General features: G+C 71.1%; 22 protein-coding genes. 5 read left to right on the forward strand and 17 right to left on the reverse strand.

Annotated features, from left to right (window positions below; all coding sequences use genetic code 11):
- Nucleotides 1–8 precede the first annotated feature (8 nt).
- Nucleotides 9–2702 carry a YdbH domain-containing protein gene (locus LG391_RS05025; protein ID WP_225766884.1) on the reverse strand — a complete coding sequence of 898 codons (2694 nt, stop codon included), beginning with the start codon at nucleotides 2700–2702 and terminating at the stop codon, nucleotides 9–11.
- Here LG391_RS05025 and LG391_RS05030 point away from each other — a divergent pair.
- The gene (locus tag LG391_RS05030) at nucleotides 2674–3174 is read left to right on the forward strand and encodes a hypothetical protein (RefSeq protein WP_225766885.1); all 501 of its coding nucleotides are present in this window, start codon (nucleotides 2674–2676) and stop codon (nucleotides 3172–3174) included. The genes LG391_RS05025 and LG391_RS05030 overlap by 29 nt on opposite strands.
- Nucleotides 3175–3179: 5 nt before the next feature.
- Here LG391_RS05030 and LG391_RS05035 read toward each other — a convergent pair whose 3' ends face one another.
- From LG391_RS05035 to LG391_RS05055, 5 genes are all read right to left on the reverse strand, one after another.
- The gene (locus LG391_RS05035) at nucleotides 3180–4607 is read right to left on the reverse strand and encodes an MFS transporter (RefSeq protein ID WP_225766886.1); all 1428 of its coding nucleotides are present in this window, start codon (nucleotides 4605–4607) and stop codon (nucleotides 3180–3182) included.
- A gap of 238 nt (nucleotides 4608–4845) precedes the next feature.
- Nucleotides 4846–7365 carry a cation:proton antiporter gene (locus tag LG391_RS05040; RefSeq protein ID WP_225766887.1) on the reverse strand — a complete coding sequence of 840 codons (2520 nt, stop codon included), beginning with the start codon at nucleotides 7363–7365 and terminating at the stop codon, nucleotides 4846–4848.
- A 260-nt stretch (nucleotides 7366–7625) separates the two neighbouring features.
- Nucleotides 7626–8498 carry a pyridoxal kinase PdxY gene (pdxY, locus tag LG391_RS05045; RefSeq protein ID WP_225766888.1) on the reverse strand — a complete coding sequence of 291 codons (873 nt, stop codon included), beginning with the start codon at nucleotides 8496–8498 and terminating at the stop codon, nucleotides 7626–7628.
- 120 nt (nucleotides 8499–8618) lie between these two features.
- Entirely contained in the window at nucleotides 8619–10001 is a 1383-nt protein-coding gene (locus tag LG391_RS05050) for a PLP-dependent aminotransferase family protein (RefSeq protein ID WP_225766889.1), read from the reverse strand.
- A gap of 231 nt (nucleotides 10002–10232) precedes the next feature.
- Nucleotides 10233–11285, reverse strand: a complete 1053-nt coding sequence (locus LG391_RS05055) for a LysR family transcriptional regulator (RefSeq protein WP_225766890.1) — start codon at nucleotides 11283–11285, stop codon at nucleotides 10233–10235.
- 1 nt (nucleotide 11286) lies between these two features.
- Between LG391_RS05055 and LG391_RS05060 the strand changes: the two genes are divergently transcribed.
- A complete protein-coding gene (locus tag LG391_RS05060) occupies nucleotides 11287–12279 on the forward strand; it encodes an NmrA/HSCARG family protein (protein ID WP_225766891.1) in 993 nt (330 codons plus the stop codon).
- A gap of 114 nt (nucleotides 12280–12393) precedes the next feature.
- Here LG391_RS05060 and LG391_RS05065 read toward each other — a convergent pair whose 3' ends face one another.
- From LG391_RS05065 to LG391_RS05080, 4 genes are all read right to left on the reverse strand, one after another.
- Nucleotides 12394–13473: a helix-turn-helix domain-containing protein gene (locus tag LG391_RS05065; RefSeq protein WP_225766892.1), complete on the reverse strand. Its 1080-nt coding sequence runs from the start codon at nucleotides 13471–13473 to the stop codon at nucleotides 12394–12396.
- 330 nt (nucleotides 13474–13803) lie between these two features.
- Nucleotides 13804–14445: a hypothetical protein gene (locus LG391_RS05070; RefSeq protein ID WP_225766893.1), complete on the reverse strand. Its 642-nt coding sequence runs from the start codon at nucleotides 14443–14445 to the stop codon at nucleotides 13804–13806.
- A gap of 288 nt (nucleotides 14446–14733) precedes the next feature.
- Nucleotides 14734–15321 (reverse strand): hypothetical protein, encoded by a 588-nt coding sequence (locus tag LG391_RS05075; protein WP_225766894.1) that lies wholly within the window; start codon nucleotides 15319–15321, stop codon nucleotides 14734–14736.
- 141 nt (nucleotides 15322–15462) lie between these two features.
- A complete protein-coding gene (locus LG391_RS05080; protein WP_225766895.1) occupies nucleotides 15463–16038 on the reverse strand; it encodes a hypothetical protein in 576 nt (191 codons plus the stop codon).
- 699 nt (nucleotides 16039–16737) lie between these two features.
- On the opposite strand from LG391_RS05080, the gene LG391_RS05085 reads away from it, so the two are divergent.
- On the forward strand, nucleotides 16738–17334 hold the full coding sequence (locus LG391_RS05085; protein WP_225766896.1) for a hypothetical protein: 597 nt from the start codon (nucleotides 16738–16740) through the stop codon (nucleotides 17332–17334).
- 46 nt (nucleotides 17335–17380) lie between these two features.
- Here LG391_RS05085 and LG391_RS05090 read toward each other — a convergent pair whose 3' ends face one another.
- The 5 genes from LG391_RS05090 to LG391_RS05110 all read right to left on the reverse strand — a co-directional run bounded on the left by LG391_RS05090 (nucleotide 17381) and on the right by LG391_RS05110 (nucleotide 21477).
- Nucleotides 17381–17905 (reverse strand): hypothetical protein, encoded by a 525-nt coding sequence (locus tag LG391_RS05090; protein ID WP_225766897.1) that lies wholly within the window; start codon nucleotides 17903–17905, stop codon nucleotides 17381–17383.
- 403 nt (nucleotides 17906–18308) lie between these two features.
- Complete coding sequence (locus LG391_RS05095; RefSeq protein ID WP_225766898.1) at nucleotides 18309–19181, reverse strand: 3-hydroxybutyryl-CoA dehydrogenase; 873 nt, start codon at nucleotides 19179–19181, stop codon at nucleotides 18309–18311.
- A gap of 298 nt (nucleotides 19182–19479) precedes the next feature.
- Entirely contained in the window at nucleotides 19480–20058 is a 579-nt protein-coding gene (locus tag LG391_RS05100; RefSeq protein WP_225766899.1) for a cob(I)yrinic acid a,c-diamide adenosyltransferase, read from the reverse strand.
- 22 nt (nucleotides 20059–20080) lie between these two features.
- Nucleotides 20081–20272 (reverse strand): twin transmembrane helix small protein, encoded by a 192-nt coding sequence (locus tag LG391_RS05105; RefSeq protein ID WP_225766900.1) that lies wholly within the window; start codon nucleotides 20270–20272, stop codon nucleotides 20081–20083.
- Nucleotides 20273–20340: 68 nt separating this feature from the next.
- Nucleotides 20341–21477 carry a hypothetical protein gene (locus LG391_RS05110; RefSeq protein ID WP_225766901.1) on the reverse strand — a complete coding sequence of 379 codons (1137 nt, stop codon included), beginning with the start codon at nucleotides 21475–21477 and terminating at the stop codon, nucleotides 20341–20343.
- A 154-nt stretch (nucleotides 21478–21631) separates the two neighbouring features.
- Between LG391_RS05110 and LG391_RS05115 the strand changes: the two genes are divergently transcribed.
- Nucleotides 21632–22531 (forward strand): NUDIX hydrolase family protein, encoded by a 900-nt coding sequence (locus tag LG391_RS05115; RefSeq protein WP_225766902.1) that lies wholly within the window; start codon nucleotides 21632–21634, stop codon nucleotides 22529–22531.
- Nucleotides 22532–22587: 56 nt separating this feature from the next.
- A complete protein-coding gene (locus LG391_RS05120; protein WP_225766903.1) occupies nucleotides 22588–22782 on the forward strand; it encodes an SHOCT domain-containing protein in 195 nt (64 codons plus the stop codon).
- A 151-nt stretch (nucleotides 22783–22933) separates the two neighbouring features.
- On the opposite strand, the gene LG391_RS05125 is transcribed toward LG391_RS05120, so the two are convergent.
- Nucleotides 22934–23395 carry a GNAT family N-acetyltransferase gene (locus LG391_RS05125; protein WP_225766904.1) on the reverse strand — a complete coding sequence of 154 codons (462 nt, stop codon included), beginning with the start codon at nucleotides 23393–23395 and terminating at the stop codon, nucleotides 22934–22936.
- Between the two features lie 35 nt (nucleotides 23396–23430).
- Nucleotides 23431–24288 carry a tRNA glutamyl-Q(34) synthetase GluQRS gene (gluQRS, locus tag LG391_RS05130; protein ID WP_225766905.1) on the reverse strand — a complete coding sequence of 286 codons (858 nt, stop codon included), beginning with the start codon at nucleotides 24286–24288 and terminating at the stop codon, nucleotides 23431–23433.
- Nucleotides 24289–24294 lie beyond the last annotated feature (6 nt).

Genomic DNA, 24294 nt, shown 5'->3' on the forward strand with positions numbered 1-24294 from the left:
CCTTTCCTTCAACACGGTGGCCCGGCCCGGCGCCCCAGCCGCTCCACATAATAGTCCCGGATGCGGTCGCCGATCCGCGCCAGCGCCAGGCTGCGCCGGGCGATGACGTAGAGCGCGCCCGACAGGTTCACGTTGAGCGCGATCGGGAAGCCGCCATAGAGATCGGGGTTGGAGCCGCGCACCGCCAGCCGGACATTCGCCTCGCCGTCGCTGCGGCCGTCCAGCGTCGCCCGCAGCGACTGGTACTGGAAGTTGCGCAGTGACGTCATCAGCGTGTCCATGCCCGGTTCGGCGGCGGCCGCCGCCTTGATCTCGTCCGGCGCCGTCGCGCCGCCGTAGCGGATCTCGCCCGGGCCGCGCGTCGCCAGCACGCCGTTCTCGACCACGATCGTGTCGCGGTCGAGGCGGAACGGGATGGTGCCGTCGACAATGCCAGTGGCGCGGACATCGTCCAGCCCGGCCGCGGCCACGGCCCGGGCGAGGTCCAGCCCTTCGATCCGCAGCACCGAGGGCCGCCGCCGGCCGGCGCCGCCTTCGACACTGACCTTCGCCCCGGTCCAGTCCAGCGCCAGCCGCCGCAGGTCGACGCCGCCGGCCTGGCTCCAGCCGAAGCGGGCGTCGACATCGGTCAGGGGCGGCGTCTCGTCGTCGACGAGGAAGCGGCCGATCCGGACCCGCTGCCCGGCCGGGAGGCGCAGCGGCGAGAACCGGTCGAGCCGCAGCTCGGCCGCCGCCGCCTCGGCCCGTCCCCAGGGCGTGCGGAAGGCGGCGTTGCGCAGCCGCAGGCCCAGCGAGGTCTCGGCGGCGCTGCCCCAGGCGATCCGGCCGCTGCCCTCCATCCGGCCGTCGACACAGGCCAGCGGCAGCCCGGCCAGGGCCGGCACCACGTCCTTCGGCTGCAGCCCGCGCCGCCGGAACCGCAACGGGTCCAGCACCAGGTCGAGCCCGCCGTCGCCGGTGGTCAGGTCGTGCCGGCCGGTACCGGCAGCGCGGGCCCGGCCCTCCGGATCGGTCAGCTCCGCCTCCAATGACAGGACGTCGGTGGACGCGTCGAGCCGGCTGCGCAGCTGCGCCTTCATCGGCACCACCGGATTGCCCTCGATCGCCAGCCGCGCCGCGGTGAGGGTGGCGTCGACCGGGACTGTCGCGCCGGGGACGACCGCGGCCTCGGCGTCGACGTCCTCGACCGACAGCCCGGCATCGGGCAGCGCCAGCTTGCCGTCCGACGCGGTCAGGCGGTAGCTGCCCTCGGGCTGCGCCGCCGGGGCGATGGCGAGGACCGGGGTGGTCGCGGTCAGCCGGGTGGCGTCCGCGCCGGCGCCGATCGACAGGTCCAGGGCCAGGGCCGGCATGGCGGCCCGCACCAGGGGCGGCCGGTCGCTGTCGAGATCGGTCTCCAGCAGCGGCCTTCCCTCCGCATCCGGGCACAGCAGCGCCGATGCCGGCTGGGCCAGGCGCAGCCGCGGCGTGAAGTCCTGCGCCGGCAGGATCAGCGACAGGCACTCGCCATGCACCGGCCGCACCGTCAGGTGCTGGCCCACGGTGTCGACGCGAACGGTGCCCTGCGCCGTGGCGTTGCCGCCCTCCTTGCCCGGCAGTCCGATGGCCGAGCTGCCCGACAGCGTCGCGGTCCAGCCGGTGTCAGTGGTCTCGCCCGACACCGTCATCGGGCCGGGGTCGATGGTCAGGCCGATCGCCTCGAAGGGATCGAGGTCCAGCACCGCCTCCGGCACCCGCACCTTGGCCTGGCCGGCATCGTTCAGCCCGAGCTCGGCGTCGATCGAGCCGGCGACGTCGAAGCCGGCGACATTGCCCCTGGTCGCGCCGGCCAGCCGGGTCCACCAGGTGTCGGCCTCGCGGCTGAACTCCAGCCGCTGCGGACCGCCGTCGCCGGGCAGCCAGTCGAGGTCGACCGACAGCTTGCCGGAGGCGAAGCGCCCGGCCACCTTCCAGGGCCGGCTGCCCGCCAGCGTCAGCGTGCCGCCGGACAGATCGATGGTGGCGCTCAGCTGCCCGGTCTGCAGCGCCACGCCGGTGCCCGCCTGGACTCCGTCGGTCGAGACCCGGATGAAGCCGTCGGCCAGCAGCTTCGGCAGCTCGTCCAGGCTGGGCAGGCCGGGCGTGCGCAGCGTCAGCCAGGCATTGACGTTGGCCTTGCCGGTGACGCCGCCCTCGAAGCCCAGGGCCGGCGCCACCGCGCCGAGATTGTCGGCGGCGACCTGCAGCGCCAGGTCCGTGCCCTCGCCCTGCTTCGCCCCCTGCAGCTGCAGCCCCAGGCTGCCGTCGCCGCTGCCGATCTTGGCGCCGATGATCAGCTGCTGCAGCCGCTGCAGCGTGCCGTTGCCCTGCACGCCAAAATCGCGGAACCGGGCGGCGCCGCGCTCGACCTCGGCGACCGTCAGCGCGCCCTGGATCTCGCCGCTGCTGTCGCGCTCGCCGCCATAGGCGATCCAGCCGCTGACCCCGTTCAGCGCCAGCCCTTCCGACCGGAAGCTCGCCTGCTCCAGCTGCACGCCGCCATAGACCTGGCCCTCGGGCGTGTTGGTCAGGTCGAACTTGGCCTGGGCCACGCCGCCGGCGCCGGCCGGGCGCAGCTTTCCGCTCCACACCAGCCGCCCCAGCTCGTTCACCGCGCCTTCGGCCTCGACCGGGGTCTGGATCCGGCCCCAGGGGGTGTCGATCACGATCGTGCTGTCGCGCACCGAGATGGTCTGGAACGGAATCGCGCCCAGCCCCCGCCTCCTCCCCGCCGCCGCCCTCCAGCACCTCCATCCGCGGCAGCTCCAGCGTGCCGGACCGGTCGATGCCGAGGCGGATCGACACGCCGGACAGCTCGATCGAGGACAGGTGGCCTTCGCGGATCAGCGTCCAGGGGTTGAAGCCGAGGGAGATGCGGTCGATCGTGATCCGCCCCTCCGCCACCGCGATCCCGCCGATCTCGGCCGAGCCGAGATCGACGCTGGACACGGTCAGCCGCTCGACCGGCACGCCCTCGGCCCGGAGCCGGGCGATCGCCTCCGCCTCCACCCAGCCGGGCAGCAGCTGCCGCCCGGCGATGGCGAGCCCGACCAGGGCAGCAAGCAGCGCCGAGAGGCCGATGGCCCAGCGGCGGCGGGGGAGGAATCGCGCCATTCCGCCACTCTAACCGAGGCGGACCGCCGGGACAGCAGGTGAGATGCTCAGTACGAGGGGGAAGGCTCCGCCTGCGGCGCGGCGCAGGCCGCGCGGAACAGCAGCGGCGCCGCGACGATGGCCGTGACCAGAAAGGCGGCACCGCCGGCGCCGAAGGCCCAGGCGTAGCCGTCGACGGCATCCGGCCGGGCCGCGGCAACGGACATCAGCGCGGCCAGCCCGACGGTCGGCCCCAGCTCCATCGCCGGGTTCATCACGCCGCCGGCGAGGCCGGCCTGCTGCTGCGGCACGTTCATCGTCGACAGCACGGCGGAGCCGGAGAACATCAGCGATAGGCCGGCGGCGAGCAGGACCATGCCCGGCAGCAGGCCGGCGGCATAGCCCGTGTCGTGGCCGAGGCTGGCGAGGAGCCCCAGCCCGCCGGCCGCGACCAGCAGGCCCGCCACGGTGACCCGCGCGGGGCCGAAGCGGCCGACCAGGGCCGGCGCGACGTGGTTCGTCGCCATCAGGGCGACGGCGAAGGGCAGGAAGGCGAGCGCTGTGGCCAGCGGTGTCCATGCCCTCGCGCCCTGGAGATACAGCGACAGGATGAACTCGATCAGGGCGGAGCCGGCGGCCGCGAGCAGCATGCCGAGCAGCCCGGTGACGCGGCAGCCGCTCGCCAGGAAGCCAGGCGGCAGCAGCGGGTCCCGGACGATGCGCTCGACGCCCAGGAACCCGGCCAGCAGCGCGGCGCCGGCGGCCAGCGGTCCCCACACGCCGGCGGACGACCAAGGATGCTCGCCGCTCGCGATCAGGCCGTAGCTCGCCAGCACGATGCCCGCGGTGGCCAGCAGCGCCCCGGCCGGATCCAGGCCCGGCCGGTGGGCGGACGCATCGGCCCGGCCGGCCGGCAGCAGGCCCCGCGTCGACGCCAGCCCGGCCAGGGCGACCAGGACCGGGACGGCGAACATCCAGCGCCACGACACCCAGGTGGTCAGGATGCCCGAGGCGACGAATCCCAGGATCGCGCCGAGGACCGACACGCCGCCCCAGGCCGCCATCGCCCTTCCATAGGCCGCGGACTCCGGGAACAGCGCGCGCAGCACCGCCATCGCGGCAGGCGCCGTCAGCGCGCCGCCGACGCCCTGGGCGAAGCGCGCCCCGACCAGCACCGCGAAGCCGGGGGCCGCGGCGGCCGCCAGGGAGGCGGCGCCGAACAGGGTCAGCCCCAGGGCGAAGATGCGCCGCCCGCCGTAGCGGTCCGCCAGCCGTCCGCCGAACAGCAGCAGCCCGCTGAACGGCAGGCCGTAGGCCACCTGCAGCAGCAGCAGGTCCGCCGGGATCAGGGCGAACTCGGCGGCGATCCGGGGCAGCGGCACCATGATCAGGGCGATGGTGAAGATCAGCGTCCCCTGCACCACTGCGAGGATGGTGAAGCCGATCCTCGTCCTCGATGGCGAGGCGGCGTCATCGGACGATCGATGTGCGGTCATTCCGTGTCTCCAGAAGCTGGGCCCGACCCTCGGGCCGGAATCTGTCGACATATCATTCAATAAAACAATTGAATGATAAAGATTAAACAGTTGTCCTGAGGCCGTTTTGAAACCCGCCGCGACGAGTCAGCTGGCGTGGTTTTCGAGAACCGGAGCGCAGCGGACGTTCAAGTCCGTGAGCACCGGAAGCGCAGAAAACCGCGTCAGATGGCCGCCGCAGTGGAGTTTCGGGACGGCCTCACACGGCCTCCTCCTCCCCCAGCGCCGATATGGTCCGCTCGGTCTCGGCGCTGCGGGCGCGGGCGATCTCGGCGATGGTGCGGCGCAGGTCGGGATGGGCGCTGGCCAGCACCGACAGGTCGCGGGCGGTCAGGGCCAGGAGCTTGCAGAAGGCGATGGCGGTCACCGTGGCGGTGCGGCGGCCGCTGATCAGCAGCGCCATCTCGCCGAAGAAGTCGCCGCGGCCGAGCCGGAACTTGCGCCCGCCGCGGCCGATCTCGACCGCGCCGGAGGAGATGAAATACATGGTGTCGCCGCGGTCGCCGGCCTGGACGATGGTCTCGCCCGGCACCGCGAAGATCGGCTTCAGCAGCTTGCAGATCTGCTCGATCCGCTCCTCCGACAGGCCCTGGAAGAACGGCAGGCGCCGCACCAGCTCGGCGGTGCCGAGGCCGAGGTCCAGCTGCGGCCGGCGCTGCAGCGTCTCGTACAGCCGGCCGACGTCGCGCTGCAGGTCCTCGTAGATCTCGCCGCTGATGAACTGCTGGTTGCGCAGCTCGTCGTATTCCGCCGATTCCAGCCGCAGCGCCGCCCAGCGCAGGAAGCGCTCGGACATCCGCCGCTCATAGTCAGGATATTGCAGCCGCAGCGCCTCGATCGCGGCGATGATGGCGTCGAGCCGCGTGGTCAGCACCGCGTCGAGCGACTGCCACACCTCGGCGCCCAGCAGCCGGCGCATCTCGGCCTCGGCGTGGCGCTTCAGCATCTCGATCATCATCCGCGCCACCTTCAGCATCTCCAGCCGGTCGGCGATGCGGCTGGACAGCGGCCCCTCCCAGCCGGTGCTGCGCTGCAGGAGGATGGCGAGGCGGAAGCCGGGCCCAAAATCGATGTTGCGGGAGGCCGCGGCGAGATAGCCGGCGCGGCCGCCGGTCATCGCCGCGTCGTGCAGCCGCCCGACCTGGGCCAGCAGGTCGGCGGTGGTGCGGCGCGACATCAGCTTCTGGTCGAAATGCTCGACCACCAGGTCGCGCTCGCGGTTGGCCAGCGCCATCAGACCCATCCGCTCGCGCTCCTTCGGGTCGAGCATGAAGGGCCGGCTGGCCAGGCCGCTGAGCCGGCTGCGATAGGCCTCGGCCGCCTCCTTCGCCACCTCCGGCGACAGGTGCTGCTCCGCGCCGATCTCCTCGATCCGCTCGGCGATGCCCTCGCGCGCCTGGTGCAGGGCGCGGTCGCGCAGCGCCAGTTCGGTCGCGCTCAGCGCGTTCAGGCCCAGCGACCGCATCACCATCCGCAGCGTGGTGGCGTTGATCAGCAGGGTCCACAGCACGAAGCCGGTGGCCAGGACCACCACGAAATGCGTCGCCTCGGTGCCGAGCAGCGGGTTCTCGCTGACCGCCAGCGCCAGGGCCAGGGTGACGGCGCCGCGCAGGCCGCCCCACAGGATGACCAGGCGGTAGGGCGTGCTGACCGGCTGCGCCACCTTGAGCCAGGTCAGCAGCGGCAGCAGCCCCCACAGCACGATGGCGCGGGCGATGAAGGCGGCGGAGACCAGCACCAGCAGCAGGACGCCGTCCTCGACCGTGGCGTCGCGCAAGAACTCCGGCACCAGCATGGCGGCGAAGATGAAGATCAGGGTCGAGGCGCAGAAGCCGAGCAGCGCCCACACCTTCTCCAGCCCCTCCCAGCCCTCGGCCGAGATCCGCACCCGGCCGGTGGAGCCCACCACCAGCGCCACCGTCACCACCGCGACCACGCCGGAGACGTGCAGGTAGCGCTCGGCCACGACATAGGCGATGTAGGGCAGCGCCAGGGTGAAGGCGACCTCGGCCACCGGGTAGCGATTCAGCGGCCGCATCACCATGAAGGCCAGCCGCCCGGCGATGAAGCCGAACAGCCCGCCGCCGATGAAGAAGCGCAGGAACAACAGCGGCGCGCCGGCGGCATCGCCCTCGGCGTGGCCGGCGCCGGCGGTCAGCAGGCCGACCAGCACGATGTAGAGGGTGATGGCGGCGGCGTCGTTCAGCAGGCTCTCGCCTTCGACCAGGATGGTCAGGCGCCGCGGCGCGCCGGCGTCGCGGAAGATGCCGATCACCGCCGCCGGGTCGGTGGTTGCGACGATGGCGCCCAGCAGCAGGCACAGCACCAGGCTGTGGCTCGACGTGCCCCACAGCGCGATCCCGACCACCAGGCTGCACACCAGCACGGCGACCACGGCGAGGGTCAGGATCGTCGCCCCGTCATCCATCATCCGCCGCACATCCATGTGCAGCCCGGCCTCGAACAGCAGGATCGGCAGGAAGATGTGCAGGATGGCCTCGGACCGGATCTCGCCGCCGGTCACCGCATGGGCGAATTCGGAGAGCGGCCCGCCGCCGCCGATCGCGCCGGTGACGCTGCCGATGCTGCCGATGGCGATGCCGAGCGCGGCGATCAGCACCGAATGCGGCAGCGACAGGCGTGTGGCGAGCGGCTGCAGCAGCGCCACCAGCACGATCAGGACGGATATGGCGAGCACCGCCAGGGCGATATCGGGCATGGCTTCCCATCGGCAGAGTCGGGCGTCCCCCCGCCCGGCCCCGCGATACTACACGACCCGCGCCGCCTGTCGCCGGTGATGGCGGTCACTGTTGGCGAAAGCAGCGGCTTTCACGCGGCCTCTCCCACCCCTCCTCCGTCATTGCGACCCCGGCCTTGAGCCCGGGGGAGCAATCCAGGGCCGTTTGGCCTGGCCCTGGATCGCTTCGTCGGCTTCGCCTCCTCGCGATGACGGTCGGGGGAATGGCGAGGTCGGAATCCCTACCCCTGCACCTTCGTCACCTCGAACCTCTCCGGCGGGTTGGCGATGGCGTCCTGGGCGGCCACCAGCTGGATCTCGCGCTTACCCGACAGATGCGTCGCCTCCATCACCGCATAGACGGTGCCGGCGGTGCGGCCCAGCGCGAGGCCCGGGTCGCCGCTGCGCAGGTAATGCGCCAGGAACAGCGCCGCGGTGATGTCGCCCGAACCGTTGACGGTGATCGGCAGCCGCGGCGTCGCCACGATCCACGCCCCCTCCGGCGCCACCGCCAGCATCTCGATCACCCCCTCCGGCGCGTCGCCACGGGTCAGGCTGGTGACCAGCACGATCCTCGGCCCGGTCGCCTGCACCGTGCGGGCAGCCTCCAGCGCGTCGGCCAGCGTCGCCACCGCGCGCCCCTGCGCGCTGAAGCCGGACAGGTATTCGAGCTCGAACTGGTTCGGGGTGATGATGTCGGCCTGCGGCACCGCCCGGTCGCGCATGAACTCCGGCAGGCCGGGGCGGACGAAGAAGCCGCGGCCGACATCGCCCAGCACCGGGTCGCAGCAATAGATCGCCTTCGGGTTGGCGGCCTTCACCTTGGCCACCGCGTCGAGCACGACATGGCCCAGCGAGACGTCGCCCATATAGCCCGACAGCACGGCATCGCAGCCCGGCAGCACGCCGCGCTCCTCCACCCCGCGCAGCACCTCGGCGATCTGGTCGGCCGGCAGCACAGGCCCGCGGAAGCTGCCATAGCCGGTGTGGTTCGAGAAATGCACGGTCAGCACCGGCCAGACGTCGATGCTGAGGCGCTGGAGCGGGAACACCGCGGCGCTGTTGCCGACATGGCCGTAGGCGACGGAGGACTGGATCGACAGGATGGCGGTCACGGGGCGGCTTTCTGGTTGCGGGCGGCTAGGAATAGGCGAAGAGGCGGCGGGAGACGATACCCCTTGCCTCTCCCGCCAGGCGGGAGAGGCAATGTGAGAGGATGCCAGACAGCGGTGTCATCACGCCGCGGCCAGGCTCAAATCCGGATCGCTCCGCAGCAGATCCACCAGCGCGCGCAGCCCCCGTTCCAGCTCCTCGGCGTCGGCGGCGGCGGTCAGGGTGATGCGCATGGCGTGCGGCGCCTCGGCTCGGCCGGGCACGAACAGCTCGGTGGAGGTCATGGCCAGGCCGCGCTGCCGCGCCGCCGCCACCACGTCCTGCGCCCGCCACGGCTCCGGCAGCTCGAGCCATATGTGGAAGCAGCCGGGCTTGGTGTGCCAGGTCAGCCCCTCCAGCGCCCGCGCCGCCACGGCCTGGCGCGCCTTGGTCTCGCGCCGGATGCGGTCGGCCAGCACGTCGCAGGTGCCGTCCTCGATCCAGTCGGCCACGATCTGCCCCATCACCGACGGCGCCATCCAGTTGGTGGCGCGAGCGGCGGAGCTGAAGCGCCCCAGCCGGTCGGACGGCATCGCGGCGAAGCCGATGCGCAGCGACGGCGCCATGCTCTTCGACGCCGCGGTGATGTAGATGCTGCGCTCCGGCGCGAAGCTGGACAGCGCCGGCGGCGGGTCCTCGGCGATGGTGCCGTAGATGTCGTCCTCGATGATGGTGATGCCGAGGTCGCGGCACAGCTCGGCGATCGCCTTCCTGCGTTCGACCGACATGGTCTTGGTGGTCGGGTTGTGCAGCGTCGGGGTGGTGTACAGGAGCCGCGCGCCCGAGGCGCGGGCCGCGGCCTCCAGCGCCTCCGGCGTCATCCCCTCCCCGTCCATCGCCCCCGGCCGCAGCGACAGGCGCAGCAGGCTGGACAGGGCGCGGACGCCGGACCAGGTCAGCTCCTCCACCAGGATCGGGTCGCCGGGGTCGCTGAACGCCATCAGCGCGGCGGTGATGGCGTGCTCGGCACCGCTGGTGACCAGCACCCGCTCGGGCCCGACCTCGATGCCGCGGCGGCGGATCCATTGCGCCCCGGCGGCGCGGTGCTCCCACCGCCCGGTATGGGCCTGGTAGTTGATCAGCTCGCCCAGCGCGTTGGACCCGGCGATGCGGCGCATGGCCTCGGCGTATTCCGGGGCGATGACATGGGTGGGCGGCCGGTTGACGCCCAGCTCGATGGTCTGCGGCCCGCCGACGGCGGGCATGTCCAGCGTGGCCTGGGACCGGGCGCCGGCCTTGACGAAGCTGCCGCGCCCGACCTCGCCGGCGACCAGGCCGCGGCGCTCGGCCTCGGCATAGGCGCGGCTGACGGTGCCGACGGTGACGCCGAGCCGCCAGGCGAGGTCGCGATGGGTGGGCAGCCGTTCGCCGACCTTCAGCCGGCCGGCATAGACGTCCTCGGCGATGGCGTCGGCGATGCGGAGATATTTCGGCCCCGCGCGGTCGACCAGCGACGGCATCCACATGGCGGCCTCCTTGCTTGGCGCGATTGTGTCCCGATTGTCTCGATCCGTATCAGAGCACGATCGGGACAATCGGGACAAGGAGGGGTGCGATGCACGGGGAGCGGGGCTGGATTGTCGGGAGCCGGATAGAAAGCGTTCGATGGAACAAGGCAATCAGGCCGTGACCCCATAAACGCGAACGGCTGAGATTTGTGGAAAGCGGTCGTACCGACAGTCGCTAGCCAATGACAGCTAAGCGCCAGCCCCCCTCTTGCGCGGAGAGCGACGCGCGGCCTTCTTCGTAACCGCGCCCGACGGCTCGGGCAGGGACGGGCGCTGGTTCGCCGCAAGTTCGCGCGGTACCCAGGCGGCGACCGCATCTATGAATGCGCGCACCTGCGGCGGCAAGAATGTGCGCTCAGGGTAGACGAGCGCGATCTGCAATTCGGTGCCGACGACGCCGGCGAGCACCTGCACGAGCGCGCCGCTCTCGAGGTGCGGCGCCACGAGGGCGCGCGGGAGGAGCGCGATGCCGAGCCCGCCCACGGCAGCGTCACACAAGAGGTCGATGTCATTCGAGAAGAATGCGCCGTCGACGTGGATCTTGCCTCCGGAGACAACGGGCCAGTGGGTCTCCGGCAGCTCGCCGCGCGCGAAGCCGAGGAGACAGCGGTGGTTCCGGAGATCGCGGCGCGTGCGCGGCGCACCGCGATCGGCGAGGTAGGCGGGCGATGCGACGGCGATCATCGGATCGCGGAAGAGCGTACGCGCGATGAGGCCGGGCTGGATCTGGCTGCTAGCGCGGAGCGCGACGTCGTAGCCGTCGCGGAGGATGTCAACGAGCTGGCTCGACGTGTGGACATGGACGCGCAGCTCGGGATAGCGCGTCGCGAACTCGCAGAGCATCGCATGGAAGCTGGCGCTCATCATCGGCGGCACTGAGACGCGCAAATCGCCGCGCACGACATCGTCGGTTATCCGCACGCTCTGCTCGGCGAGGCGCACGGCCTCAAGCGCGATGCAGGCCTGCCGATAGAACACCTCACCGACATCGGTGAGGACGAGGCTTCGCGTGGTGCGGCGGAGGAGACGCGTGCCGAGACGCTCCTCGAGGCGAGCGAGGCGGCGGCTCACGGTCGCGCGCGGGACGCGTAGCTCGGCGGCGGCGCGTGAGAGGGATTTGGCGTCGACCGTCTTGGTGAAGGCGACGAGTTCCGAGGTTTCCACGGGATCGCTCATATGAATCAAAATATAGCGAATGATGCCAACTGTTGAAGCAGTGTTACGAATTTCGATCAGGCGCAAGATGCTCTCGAAGATTCCGACAGGAGCGCTCCCGCGTATACGCGAACGCCTGAAGCCGAAACAGAAAGAGCTGAAAATGATATCCAACGACAAGAAACTGATCGCCGTGTTCGGCGCAACGGGAAACCAGGGAGCCGGCGTGGTGCGCGCCCTGAAGGCCAAGAGCCAATTCAAGGTGCGCGCGCTCTCGCGCGCCCCGGGCAAGTATCAAGGCCTCGCCGACGAAGTTGTCGCAGCGGATCTGGAACGGCCAGAGACGCTTGCAGCGGCACTCGAAGGCGCGCACGGCGTCTTTCTCGTCACCAATTTCTGGCAAGAAGGCACAGATGAAATCCGGCAGGCGACAACGGCAGTTCAGGCCGCGAAAGCTGCGGGCATCAACCATCTGATCTGGTCGACTCTTCCCGATGTCGAGGCGATCAGCGGCGGCAAGATCAACGCCCCCCAGTTCGCCGGGAAGGCGAAGGTTGATTCGATCGTAAAAGATGCTGGATTTCCGTACCACACCTTCGTCATGCCGCCTTGCTACTATCAGAACTTCTCGGGGGAATTCGGTCCGCAAAAGCAACCCGACGGAAGCTTTGGCTGGGTGCTGCCCATAGATCCAGCTGTGCGTTGCTTTCACATGGGTGACATCAGCGAGCTCGGCAACATCGTGGCCGGCGCGTTCGCTCACCCGGATGAAACTGGCAATGGCGCGTATCTGCCGTTGGTCGGCGACTTCCTGAGCTTCAACGACATCGTCGGCACGTTGAGACAGCAGGGCCATGAGCTCTCGTTCACCCGGGTCCCTCAGGAGATCTTCGCAGGCTTCTTCCCCGGGGCCGCTGCGCTAGGCGAGACGTTGGCCTACTTCGAGACTTATACCTACCTCGGTCCGCGTTCATTCGACGATGAGATCGCGCTTGCAAACAAAGTGGCAGGCAAGAAGCCGGCTACATTTGCAACATGGGCGTGGGAGAATTTTCGGCTCAAGGCAGTTGATCATGCTTGAGCCATCACGGCGAGCGGCCGGCGAAGACGTTACGGAGATCGTCACCGACGACGCCCGCAGTCATGATCAAAAAGCATGTTTTCGGCACTGACCTACGAGAATGGAGCGCTGCCCTCACCCCCTCCCCTGTGGCGTCCGCGAACGAAACGGGCCGATGGTCAAGACCGCCGGCGGCACCTCCAGCTCCTGCCCCGGACCGGCGCCGTCGCACTCCCGCCGCACCTCTCTCGGCGCCATGTCGAACTGGGCCCGGAAGCGGCGGTTGAAGGGGGACAGGGCGCGGAACCCCCAGGGGAAGGCCACCCCGGGGATCGAGAGGGGCCGCCACGCCGGGGCCGCCAGCATCTTCCGGCACTCCTCCACCCGGCGCCGGCCGATCCAGCCGGCCACCCCGATGCCGGTCTCCGCGAACAGCATCTCCAGCTTGCGGCGCGACAGGTGCAGCCACTCGGCCACCTCGTCCACGCTCAGCCGCGGGTCCTGCAGCCGGCTCTCGATATAGGCGCAGGCCTCCGGCAGCGATGCGGGGCGCGCGCCGTTGCGGCCGGAGGCCCGCGCGGCCGAGGCCGGGCCGAAGGCCAGCGCGACCAGGCGGCAGATCGAATCCTGGATCCGGTGCTGCATCGGCCGCGCCAGGCCGCCGCATTCGCGCCAGGTCGTCTGCAGCAGGCTCAGCAGCAGGGCGCCGGTGCCGTGCCGGCTGCCGATCCCCTGCCCGATCGAGAGGTCGGGCGCGACCAGCATCGGCTCGAGGATATGGCGCGGCAGGCTCCACACCTGCACATGCGGGTCGTCCAGCCCGACCTCCTCGAAGGGCAGCGCGGCGTCCGTCAGCGTCATCTCCCCGAACCGCCGGTGAAACGTCCGGCCAGCTTGGCTGACACGCCCGACGCCGTAGATCTGCAGGGTGAGGTTGTAGCCGTCCCACCCGTCCCCGGCGGGGTCGCACCCGGCCCCGATCAGGCGGGCCCCGCTGTGCTGGCACTCGCTCGCCTGCCCGTCCGCGAAGCTGCGGACGACCAAGCGGCCATGCACCGCCCCGCCGTCGACCGGCTCCGCCTTCGTCAGACCGGGATAGAGATGGCGGAGCGCCGTCCGCCAGTAGTCCCCCCGCTCCGGTTCCGGCACCGAATCGGTCGTCCAGATCTCCTCCGCCTTCCTGGCGGAGACCCGCAGTGACCGCTGATCGAGCATCGGCTGTCCTGACCCTTGTGGCCACATCGCCGGCCGGGCCGGGCGGATGCGGATGGTTGACGGGATTCGAACGCCACCATCCTGGACCTGGGTTCGACCGAATGCTCTCCCGGCTTCGGGTCGCCGACCGCGCCGTCGCGGGCCGGACGACATAGATTATATCGGATCGCCGCAAAGGAAAGGGCAGGTGAAGTTGATAGAACTATATTCTTTATTTTAGGAATACTGACATTTTCTCACCCAGGCCGGGATCGACCTTACATGGATCGCGGCGACACCATCGGGATATCCGCGAATACTCGCCGTCCGCCTTCGAGGTCGCCGCCCCGCCTATGACTGGCCGAAGCCCCCGGCCAGCCGTTCGGCGTCGCCGGGCACGACCCGGGTGCTGTTGCCGACGACCTTGCCGTCCTGGGTGAAATAGATCGTCCCGCCCGCCGTGTAGACCGGGCCGCAGACCGTGGACGCGTTCTCGGAATAGCACAGCTTCCCGTTCGCCACGGACCAGCGGCCGACGAACGATCGCCGCCCGTCCTTGTAGTAGTACTGGCCGTCCGGGCGATAGTACTCGACCCACGGGTCGCCCGCCCGCAGCCTCCCCGTATCGATGGCGTAGCGGGCATAGACCGTCCGGTTCGACAGCAGGGAGACGATCTGCTCGGTGGAAACCGGGGTTCCTGCGGCGGACACCGGGGTCGCCGCGGCGGGAGCCGGGGTCCGCGGAGCGGAGGTCGACGGCACCGGAGCGAAGACCGGGCTGCCCGCCGCGGAGACCGGGGTCCCGGGCGTGACCAGCACGACCTGCGTCCCCGGGTTGATCCCCGGCCCCGGCGTGATGATCGGGGTTCCTTCGGGGACGATCACGGTGGACCCCGCGGTTTCGACCGCGACGGTCTCCTGCCGCGGCGCGGGCTGGCCGCAGGCCGACAGAACCAGGGCGGCCGCCGCGGATGTGATGAACGCGTGTCTCATCGTCCCTCCCGGACCCGGCCTCGCCGCGCGCCATGCATCGCCTCGCCTGCCGCCCCGGCCCCGGCCGCCTGTCCCGGACGCTCCGCCGCGAAGGGCGGCCCGCGACCGAAGCGCCTGGCTCCGGCGGCGAGAGCGGCGCCGGCCACCAGCCCGGGAGACGGTTCGGCACCGGCCCGGATCGGCATCGCGGCCGCATCTCTTCTCATGGTGGATCATGATCGATGATGCCGGCCGGTTCTGTGCAGATCGCGAAACGGATGGCGCAATCTGCGCAAACCTGCCCGGGACTCAGTTGCGGAAGGCGCTGCCGGCGCTCCTGGAGAAGCCGCCGCCGAACGCGGTCCCGGTCCCGTCCCTCGAGGTCGATGTGGCGCGCGACGACGAGATCCCGGACGACAGGGCGGACGTGCCGTCCGGCCCGGCGGTGCCGCCGCCGACCGTGATGCCGGAATTCGACCCGGACGCATCGGCATCGCCGACGACCGCGGCGCCGCCCATGCTGGTCGAGACGCTCATGCCCCCGGCGCCGGTCACATGCACCGGGCCGGACGTGTCGTTGACGTTCAGCGCGCCGCTGACGCCGAAGCTGGAGCTGGCGCCCAGCGAGGCCGCGAAGCCGCCGGGGTCGCCGCTGGCCGTCGCCAAGCCGTTCGATGCGGCGCCGCTGAACCCGGCCGCGTTGTCGGTCGAGGCGGTGCTCGCGCCGATCCCGGTGCCGAAGCCCTCGGCGGTGCCGGCGGCGCCGCCGCTGCTCACCGTTCCGGCGGTGCCCAGGCTGCCACCGCGGCTGATCGAATGCGAGATATCGAAGGCGGCCGCCGGACCACCCGCGAGGCAGAGAGCGACGGCCGAGGTCAGGAAGACGGATCTGTTCATGACCCTGGTCTCCAGTTGTGGAAGGCGTGGCCCGCCCCGCCTGGATCCTGGCCCGGGCAGTCCGGGACGGGTTCGGCGGGAACGGGGGGGGGCCGGCGCAGCCCATGGCGCGCCGGCCCTTGTGAACGGTCGGCCGCGGCATCAGTCCCGCGACGCCGTGCCCTCTCCGGTCGCCTCGCCACGGCCGGTGGCCGCAGCCGAGCCGCCCTCGGACGTCGCCTGGGCCCGGCTGTCGCCGATGGCGCTGGCGGACGCCGAGGTGCCGTCCACGTTGGCGCTGCCCGAACCCAGCCCAAGGCCGGATCCCTCGCCCAAGGCGGACGCAGCCCCCTGCGATGCCGCGGTGCCGTTGCCGAAGGCGCTGCCCAGGCCGCCGGCCTCGGTCGACCGGGTCGCACCGCTCAGGTCGTTCTCGTTGGTGCCGAAGCCGAGCCCGTCCGCCATGCCGTGGCTGACGCTCCGGGCGGTGCCACCGAGAACGCTGTCCACCGCGGAGGAGCCGGACGCGAAGGCCCCGCCCGAGCCGGTCGCGGTGTTGGTGCCTGCGGTGCCGATGCCCACGCCGGTGCCCACGCCTTCGCCCTGGGCGGCCCCGAGCGCATTCGACACAGTGGAAGCCGCCCCGCTGCCGTCACCCGAGGCGCCGGCATTGCTCAAATCGAAGGCGAAGGCAGAGCCGCCGCCGATGATCAGGATCGATGAGGCCAGAAGCGCCATACGAAGCTTCTTCAATTCTCACTCTCCTCTTGACACATACACTCTCTCATCAAGGGCACCTGCCCCTGGTGAGGTGATTGTTCATCACGCCCGGATCATGACAGCCGATGGCCGGCCGGTTCTGCGCAGATCACGAACCGGACGGAGCGATCTGCGCAAATTTCGGATGATTCTCCAAAAATTCATGAACCGCCTTGCAATCAGTCCGCGGCTTCAGCGGCACTCGTGATGCGATCGAACCCGCAGAACGCAATCATTCCGAAATAGCGTTCTCAGGAGTCCTCGAATGAATGGCAGCAACCTCGTTTGGCAACTGCAAGTCCTATCGTGGAATGTTCCCATCCAAGCGAAGCGACAACGCGATTCGCGATAATACTGCCTGGTTTCTGCCGCCATCGCCCTCGGCGTTCGTCGCTGAAACATCCAGGCGCGGGACCAACCCGGGTGCGGCCGCTACGCCCGGACGGCCGAGAATTCGGGGCGATGGAGGGGAACGCGCATTCGGTCACGTTCGTTAGTAGATGAACGTTCAAAAAAAACGCTGGCGCGAGTCGGCTGGTGGTGGGTCCGAGAACCGGTGCGCAGCGGATATGAGGTCCGCGAACGCCGGAAGCTTCGAGGCCGCCGCCGGTCGGCCGCGCCAGTTTGCGTTCCAGATGGGTTTCCGTTCGCGGGCGGTCCTGTTCAGGAGAAGTCAGCATGCTGCGGATCCTCTTCGTCGCCTCGCTCCTCGCGGTTCCGGCCGGGCCATGCCTGGCGCAATCGACGTCGAGCGCCAACGCCACCGGCAGCGCCAATTCCAGCGCCGTCAACAATGCGGGGGCCACGGCCGGCGCCATCTCGGCCGGCGGCACCGTGAGCATCGTCAACGGCGCGCCGGGCGACAGCACCTTGAGATACAAGGGGGCCTACACCGTCAACAACGTGCCGGACGTGGTCGCGCCCGGCCTGACGGCGGGGCTGAACACATGCGCCGGCTCCTACGCCGCGGGCGTGGCCGTTGCCGGATTCGGCCTGACCGGGGGCGGCACCGTCGTCGACGAGGGATGCGAACGCCGGAACATGGCCGCCGTGCTGCAGCAGATGGGCGAAGCCGACGCGGCGCGCGAGGTGCTGTGCGAGGACGACGTGGTGCGGTCGGCCTTCGCCCGGGTCGGCCGCCCGTGCATCATCGACCGTCCGAAGGTGGCGACGGTCTCCGCACTGCCGGCCGCCGCGGCCCTGCCCCCCGCGCCGCCTCCCGTCGTGGCGATGCAGCCCATCGTCAGCCGGGGCGATCCCGGTTATGGCCGATGACCGTGCCGACCGGACACTCGATCCCGGTGAACACAATGTTCATTGCTTAACCGGCCGCGGCTAGTTCATGATATGTTCCATGAACGAGCCGCACTCCGTCTCCCCGCCTGCCGCCGCACCGGGCCTCACTCAGGCCGAGGCCGAGCAGGCCGCGCGCATGCTTGACCGGCTGGCCGAGATGGCGATGGAGCAGGCGGAGGCGATGCACCGGGCCACCATGGCCGCCGTCCAGGCCGACGACGCCGCCAGGGCCAAGGAGTATGGTCTGGCCTTCGACCGCGCCGGCCGTGCCGTCCGCCACATGCTGGCGCTCAAGCTCCACCTCGCCCGCAAGCGCCAGGAAATGGCGGAGAAGGCCGCTGTCCACGCCCGCGACAGCGCCGCGGCCAAGGAGACCCGCCGCTTCCGGGTAGCCCGCGCCATCGCCTGCTCGGTCGCCGCCAACCGCGACCTCGACGCCGAGACCTGCGAGGCGCAGATCGCCGCGATGTGGCGGCGGCTGGTCGACGATCCGGGAATCGACGCCGACCTCTCCCGTTCCGGGCATGCGCTGGAGGAGATCGTCTTCCACCTCTGCCGCGACATGGGCATCCGCCCCGACCCGGCCTGGATCAACCCGGACTATTCCGGCGCCGACTGGTTCGGACGGCGGAAGAAGCCCAAGGACGGAGAGGACAAGCCCCCCGCTCTTGGTGGCCGGAGGAAGGCCCGGACACCGCCCGCTACTGGCATCTCGACGAAAGCGACAAGATCCCGGTCCAGGGCTGGTACGACATCGAAACCGGCCAACGCCTCGACCGCGCCCCCTGGCTGCTCAAGCCCGGCGGCGGCTGACCCGCCGACCGCCCACGCTCGCCTGCCATTCCCCACCCGGCCTTCCCACACTCCCCCTCCCCTTGCGGGAGGGGACAAGGGGGAGGGGTCTGCGCGCGTCCGCCGTCAGGCGGCCGCGCCGGGTGTGTTCTCGGATGGTCTCACCGCGTGGGGACCGGCACGTCCTTGGAATAGTCGTAGAAGCCGCGCTTGGTCTTGCGGCCGAGCCAGCCGGCCTCGACGTATTTCACCAGCAGCGGACAAGGCCGGTACTTGCTGTCGGCCAGCCCGTCGTAGAGCACGTTCATGATCGACAGGCAGGTGTCGAGGCCGATGAAGTCGGCCAGCTCCAGCGGGCCCATCGGGTGGTTGGCGCCCAGCTTCATCGAGGTGTCGATCGCCTCGACCGACCCCACCCCCTCGTAGAGGGTGTAGACCGCCTCGTTGATCATCGGCAGCAGGATGCGGTTGACGATGAAGGCCGGGAAATCCTCGGACACCGCCGGGGTCTTGCCCAGCTTCAGCGCCAGGTCGCGGATCGCCTCGTAGGTGGCGTCGTCGGTGGCGATGCCGCGGATGATCTCCACCAGCTTCATCACCGGCACGGGGTTCATGAAATGCATGCCGATGAAGCGCTCGGGCCGGTCGGTCGTGGCCGCGAGGCGGGTGATCGAGATCGAGCTGGTGTTGGTCGCCACCATCGCCCGCTCGTTCAGATGGGGCACCAGCTGCTTGAAGATCTCGCGCTTGATCGGCTCGCTCTCGGTCGCCGCCTCGATCACCAGGTCGCAATCCTTGAACGCCTGGTACTCCGACGCCGTGTGGATCCGGGCCAGCACCGCCGGCTTCTCCTCGGCGGTCAGCTTGCCGCGGCCGATCAGGCGGTCGACATGGCCTTCGATCGACTCCCGCGCCCGCTCCAGGGCTTTCGGATCGACGTCCAGGAGCCGGATGGTGAAGCCGCTCTGGGCGCCGACCTGGGCAATGCCGCTGCCCATCTGCCCTGCGCCGATGACGCCGATCGTCTGGATCATGCCTGGGTTCCGCTCCGAACGTCCCTGTCCCGCCGGCCGCCCGCATTGGTGCGGTGCAGCAAAGAGGTCGAACGATAGTGATGTCCGACAGAGCTTGTCAACGCGACTGCCGCCGGCGCAAGCATCTTGCCCAAGCTCTGGGCAGATCGGCTCGAAGCCCGTGCGAGAGCGCGCCTGATGCGAGCCGGATGGCGGTGGTTTCGAGAACCGGAGCGCAGCGGACATGAGGGTCCGTGAGCACCGGAAGCGCAGAAACCGCCGTCAGGCGGCCGCAGCAGGTGCGTTATCGCGCGGGCGCTCATCGGTGCGCCCCGGGGACCCACAGCACATCCTCCTTGCCGTCGCCGTTCAGATGGCGGGCCAGAACGAACAGGTGGTCGGACAGGCGGTTGGCGTATTTCAGCGCCTCGGGGTTGACCGGCTCCGCCGCGCCGAGGGCCGAGACCAGCCGCTCCGCCCGGCGTACCACGGTGCGGGCATGGTGCAGATGGGCCGAGGCGGCGCTGCCGCCCGGCAGCACGAAGCTGTTCAGCGGCGCCAGGGACGCGTTCATGGCGTCGATCTCGCGCTCCAGCCGCTCCACCTGCGCCGCCGTGACCCGCAGCGGGGGATATTTCGGCGCCGGCTCCTCCGGCGTCGCCAGGTCGGCGCCGAGATCGAACAGATCGTTCTGGATCCGGCCGAGCATGGCGTCGGCTTCGCCCCCCGGATCGGATCGGGCCGTCTGCAGCCGGGCCAGGCCGATCACGGCATTGGCCTCGTCCACCGTGCCGAAGGCCTCGACCCGCAGGTCGTGCTTGGCCACGCGCCGGCCGCCGACCAGCGAGGTCTGCCCGGCGTCGCCGCCGCGGGTGTAGATCCGGGTCAGCGTGACCATGGCTGCCGCAGGGCCGGGTCGCTCAGGCGGTCCACAGGGCCAGCACGAAGAACAGGATGGCCAGGGCCTGGAAGCCGATGCGGGCCTGCATCAGCTTGTTGCCCCACTTCCGGTTGAACGGCCCGTTCTGGGCCATCCCGAACACGCCGGTCGCGAGCGAGGCGACCACCCCGAGCATGCAGACCACGGCCAGGACGAGAAAGACGATGCTCATGCAAGGACTATAGGGCGCGCCCGGGGCGTCGCCCAGAGCGATTGCGCGAAACCGTCATCGACCGGGGATCAGCCCGGGCGGCGGCGCGGCACCGGCACATCCGCGGCACCGGGCGGCGGCGGCCGGGTCGCGGGCGTCGCGGCGCCCTGGGCCGGGTGGGCCGCGGCCACGACCGGCCGGGACCGCGGCGGCGGCACGGTGATGGGCGCCGGCCCCGTCGCCGGGGCGTCTGCCCGGGGCAGCAGCGCCTCCACCGCCGGCGGCTGCACGAAGGCCGCGGGCGGCACGTTGATCAGCGATTCCGGACCCGCCGGCGCGGGCGCTGCCGCCGCGGGAGTCGGGGCGGCCGACGCGACCGGCGCCGCGGGCGCAGCCGCCGGTGCGGGCGCTGCGGGCGGCGCCGCAGCGACGGCGACCGGCTGGCCCGAGCCCGGGCGTGGCCGCGGCGCCGGAACGGCCGGGGGCGAGGTCAGCACCCGCAGGCTCGGGTCGATCCCGACCAGGGGCGCGGCCGGCTGCGGGGCGGCCGCCGCGGCGGAAGCCGGGCCGCCTGCGGCCGGCCGGGCGCGCGGCACGGGCGCCTGGGTCGGGCCTGCGGCCGCCGGCTCGGGCGCGACGGGGGCATCCGGCCGGGCCAGCGGCTTCGGCGCCTGGAACGGCGCCCGCGGCAGCGCCGCCACCTGGGTCTCCTTCGGCGGTGCGGCGGCATCGCGCGCGGGGGCCTGGGGCGCCACGCCGCGGGCCGGCGCCGCCGGCGCGGCCGCCGCCCCGGCCTCCTCCCCCCCCTCGTCCTCGGAATTCTGGACCGGCCGCGACTGGGCCACGACCTTGGGCCGCACCGCCGGTTCCTCCGGCGACGGGTCGACCGGGGCGGCCTGGGCCGCGTCGATCGAGGCGTTCAGCGCCCAGCGCTGGGCGCCGACACGGCAGCCCACGGCCTGTCCTTCCTGGCCCTGGCGGCCGATGCGGAAGACGCGGCAGACGCGCGGCGAGGTCTGGGTCTTGATCACGGTGACGGAGAGGCCGGAAGGCAGGCGTTTCGGCGCGTTGGTCCGTTCGGTCTCGAGGATGCGCTGCAGCGCCCGCATGTCGTCCGCCGACAGGTTGCCGAGATCGACTGCCGCCCCAGCCGGCCCGGCCAGGGCCAGCAGCAGCAGCGCCGCGCCGCCTGTCGTCGCGATCCGACCGATCCCCACCTGCCGCACCCGCAACTCCTTTCATCCCCGATCCGGCCGTCGAGGCCGCGGTCGCGCCAAGGTAAGCCTTCCCGCCGCCGGTTGCACGCCTCCCGTGCCGGCCCGGACCCGGCGCCGAAGGATCGTCGTTTCCCGGGCGCCCGACATGCTCTAGACCGGGACCATGAGCCTGCTCGACCGAATCCGCACCTGCACCGCCCATGATCCCGCCCGGCTGCGTCCGTGGCGGATCGGCGACGCTGTCGCCGGCTGGGTCACCCCGCCCGTGGCCGACCTGCTCGACCGGCGGCCCGGGCCGCTGCGGCCGGACGGGCGCGGCTGGCGGCTGGACGGGCGCGGCTGGCGGCTGGACGAGCGCCTGTCCGGGCCCGAGGCGCGGGCCGAGGCGCTGGAGGAGGTCACCGACCGGCTGATCGAGGCCGGGCTGGTGCGCAAGCGCCGGAACGAGCGCTATCCGGTGCTGGCCGAATGGGGCGCGCCGCTTCTGGCCACGGTCGATCGCGGCGCCGCCGTGGCGCTGGGCATCAAGTCCTTCGGCATCCATCTCAACGGCCTGGTCGAGGCGCCGGACGGCCCGCTGCTGTGGATCGCGAAGCGCGCGGCCGACCGGGCGCTGGCGCCCGGCAAGCTCGACAACATCGTCGCCGGCGGCCAGCCGGACGGGCTGAGCCTGGCCGAGAACGTGGTCAAGGAATGCGCCGAGGAAGCCGCGATCCCGCCGGAGCTGGCACGGCAGGCGGTGCCGACCGGCGCCATCACCTACATGATGGAGACGGCCGAGGGCCTGCGCCGGGACACGCTGTTCGTCTACGACCTGGCGCTGGCGCCCGGCTTCGCGCCGCGCAACACCGACGGCGAGGTCGAAAGCTTCGAGCGCTGGCCGCTGGCGACGGTGCTGGAGCGGGTGCGCGACACCGAGGACTTCAAGTTCAACGTCGCCCTGGTGATCATCGATCTGGCGATCCGGCGCGGGGTCGTGGGGCCGGACATGCCGGATTATCTGGCGCTGTGCCGCGGCCTGCGCGAGCCTACGGATCCGCCCTCCGGCGGCGGCGCCCGCTGACCGGAACAAACATCGTTGCGTGGCGTTCAACAGCCAATGTCGACCCTGGAGCCTCCATGCGATTCCTGCCGCTCGCCCTCGCCCTGGCCCTTCCGGTTGCCGCCTGCGGCGGCGGCAGCCACACGCCGCCGCCCGGCCGCGCCGGCGCGACGACGGGGCAGGAGCTGATCGACCTGGACAACGCCTATCGCCAGGGCGCGATCACCCAGGACGAGTACGAAGAGCAGCGCGAGAAGATCCTGGACCGATAGGCGGCGTCAGAGACCGTCTGGAAATGCGCTGGCGTGAGTCGGCTGGCGGTGGTTTCGAGAACCGGCGCGCAGCGGACGTTATAGTCCGTGAGCACCGGAAGCGCAGAAACCGCCGTCAGGTGGCCGCGCCAGTAGCATTTGCAGACGGTCTCTACAGCCGCCCGCGATAGACGATGAATCCCGAGCGGTCGGCCACATTTTCGTAGAGCCGCATCGCGGTCTGGTTGGTCTCGTGCGTCTGCCAGTAGACGCGGGTGACGCCGGCGGCCCTGGCCTGTTCGTACACGCCTTCGATCAGCGCCTTGCCGATGCCCCGGCCGCGCGCCGCCGCGCTGGTGAACAGGTCCTGCAGATAGCAGGTCGGGCCCAGCATGGTGGTGCTGCGGTGGAACAGGTAATGGGTCAGGCCCAGCAACTGCCCGTCGACCTCCGCCACCAGCGCATGCACCGGCTCATAGGCGTCGAAGAAGCGCGCCCAGGTGGCCCGCGTGATCTCGGCGGGCAGCGCGGTCTCACCGACGCGGCCGTAGAACTCGTTGTAGCCGTCCCACAGCGGCAGCCACTGGTCGAAATCTGTCGGTCGGACGAAGCGGATCGTCGGTGCGGCGGTCATATCGGCTCCGGAGTCGATGGGTCCAGCGGCCGATGCTAGTCCGGAAACCCGGCCAGCGCCCGCACCTCGGCGGCGGAGCTGCCCTGCGCCCGGTAGGCGCGGATCGACGCTGCGTCGCTGCGCTTGGCCAGGCGCTTGCCGGCCGCATCGGTCAGCAGCGCGTGGTGGCGCCACACCGGCACCCGGTATCCGAGCAGCGCCTGCAGCAGCCGGTGGACATGGGTGGCCTCGAACAGGTCAAGGCCGCGGGTGACGACGGTGACGCCCTGGATCTCGTCGTCCACCGTCACTGCCAGGTGATAGCTGGTCGGCGTCTCCTTGCGCGCCAGCACCACGTCGCCCTGCCGTTCCGGCCGCGCCACCTGCTCGCCGGCCAGCTCGTCGGTCCACCATAGCGGCCCGGCGCGCCGAATCGCCTCGGCCATGTCGAGTCGCAGCGCGTAGGGACGGCCTTCGGCCAGGCGGCCGGCCCGTTCCCGCGGCGACAGGCGGCGGCAGGTGCCGGGATAGAGCGGCGATCCGTCCGGCGTGTCCGCCGGGCCGTGCGGCGCGCTCTGCATCGCCGCGATCTCGGCCAGGATCTCGCGCCGGGTGCAGAAGCAGGGATAGATCAGCCCCTGCCCTTCCAGCACGGCGAGCGCCGAGCGGTAGTCGTCCCAGTGGTCCGACTGGCGCCGCACCGGCCCGTCCCAGTCGAGGCCGAGCCAGGCCAGGTCCTCCAGGATCGCAGCCTCGAATTCCGGCCGGCAGCGGCCCTGGTCGATGTCCTCGATCCGCAGCAGGAAACGCCCGCCCGCCTCACGCGCGCGGCGCCAGCCGGCCAGCGCCGAATGGGCGTGGCCGAGATGCAGGAAGCCGGTCGGGCTGGGGGCGAAGCGGGTCACGACGGTCATGGCTGA

Origin of the sequence: Inquilinus sp. Marseille-Q2685 (genome assembly GCF_916619195.1) — a bacterium.
Lineage (GTDB): Bacteria > Pseudomonadota > Alphaproteobacteria > DSM-16000 > Inquilinaceae > Inquilinus.

Bases quoted from the DNA above. Each gene is read 5' to 3' on its own strand.
- LG391_RS05120 (WP_225766903.1), top strand. From the start codon at position 22,588: ATGCGATTCCTGCCGCTCGCCCTCGCCCTGGCCCTTCCGGTTGCCGCC.
- LG391_RS05085 (WP_225766896.1), top strand. From the start codon at position 16,738: ATGCTGCGGATCCTCTTCGTCGCCTCGCTCCTCGCGGTTCCGGCCGGG.
- LG391_RS05105 (WP_225766900.1), bottom strand. From the start codon at position 20,272: ATGAGCATCGTCTTTCTCGTCCTGGCCGTGGTCTGCATGCTCGGGGTG.
- LG391_RS05060 (WP_225766891.1), top strand. From the start codon at position 11,287: ATGCTCTCGAAGATTCCGACAGGAGCGCTCCCGCGTATACGCGAACGC.
- LG391_RS05075 (WP_225766894.1), bottom strand. From the start codon at position 15,321: ATGAACAGATCCGTCTTCCTGACCTCGGCCGTCGCTCTCTGCCTCGCG.
- gluQRS (WP_225766905.1), bottom strand. From the start codon at position 24,288: ATGACCGTCGTGACCCGCTTCGCCCCCAGCCCGACCGGCTTCCTGCAT.
- LG391_RS05115 (WP_225766902.1), top strand. From the start codon at position 21,632: ATGAGCCTGCTCGACCGAATCCGCACCTGCACCGCCCATGATCCCGCC.
- LG391_RS05070 (WP_225766893.1), bottom strand. From the start codon at position 14,445: ATGAGACACGCGTTCATCACATCCGCGGCGGCCGCCCTGGTTCTGTCG.
- LG391_RS05050 (WP_225766889.1), bottom strand. From the start codon at position 10,001: ATGTGGATGCCGTCGCTGGTCGACCGCGCGGGGCCGAAATATCTCCGC.
- LG391_RS05035 (WP_225766886.1), bottom strand. From the start codon at position 4,607: ATGACCGCACATCGATCGTCCGATGACGCCGCCTCGCCATCGAGGACG.
- LG391_RS05040 (WP_225766887.1), bottom strand. From the start codon at position 7,365: ATGCCCGATATCGCCCTGGCGGTGCTCGCCATATCCGTCCTGATCGTG.
- LG391_RS05065 (WP_225766892.1), bottom strand. From the start codon at position 13,473: ATGCTCGATCAGCGGTCACTGCGGGTCTCCGCCAGGAAGGCGGAGGAG.
- LG391_RS05125 (WP_225766904.1), bottom strand. From the start codon at position 23,395: ATGACCGCCGCACCGACGATCCGCTTCGTCCGACCGACAGATTTCGAC.
- LG391_RS05080 (WP_225766895.1), bottom strand. From the start codon at position 16,038: ATGGCGCTTCTGGCCTCATCGATCCTGATCATCGGCGGCGGCTCTGCC.
- LG391_RS05100 (WP_225766899.1), bottom strand. From the start codon at position 20,058: ATGGTCACGCTGACCCGGATCTACACCCGCGGCGGCGACGCCGGGCAG.
- LG391_RS05095 (WP_225766898.1), bottom strand. From the start codon at position 19,181: ATGATCCAGACGATCGGCGTCATCGGCGCAGGGCAGATGGGCAGCGGC.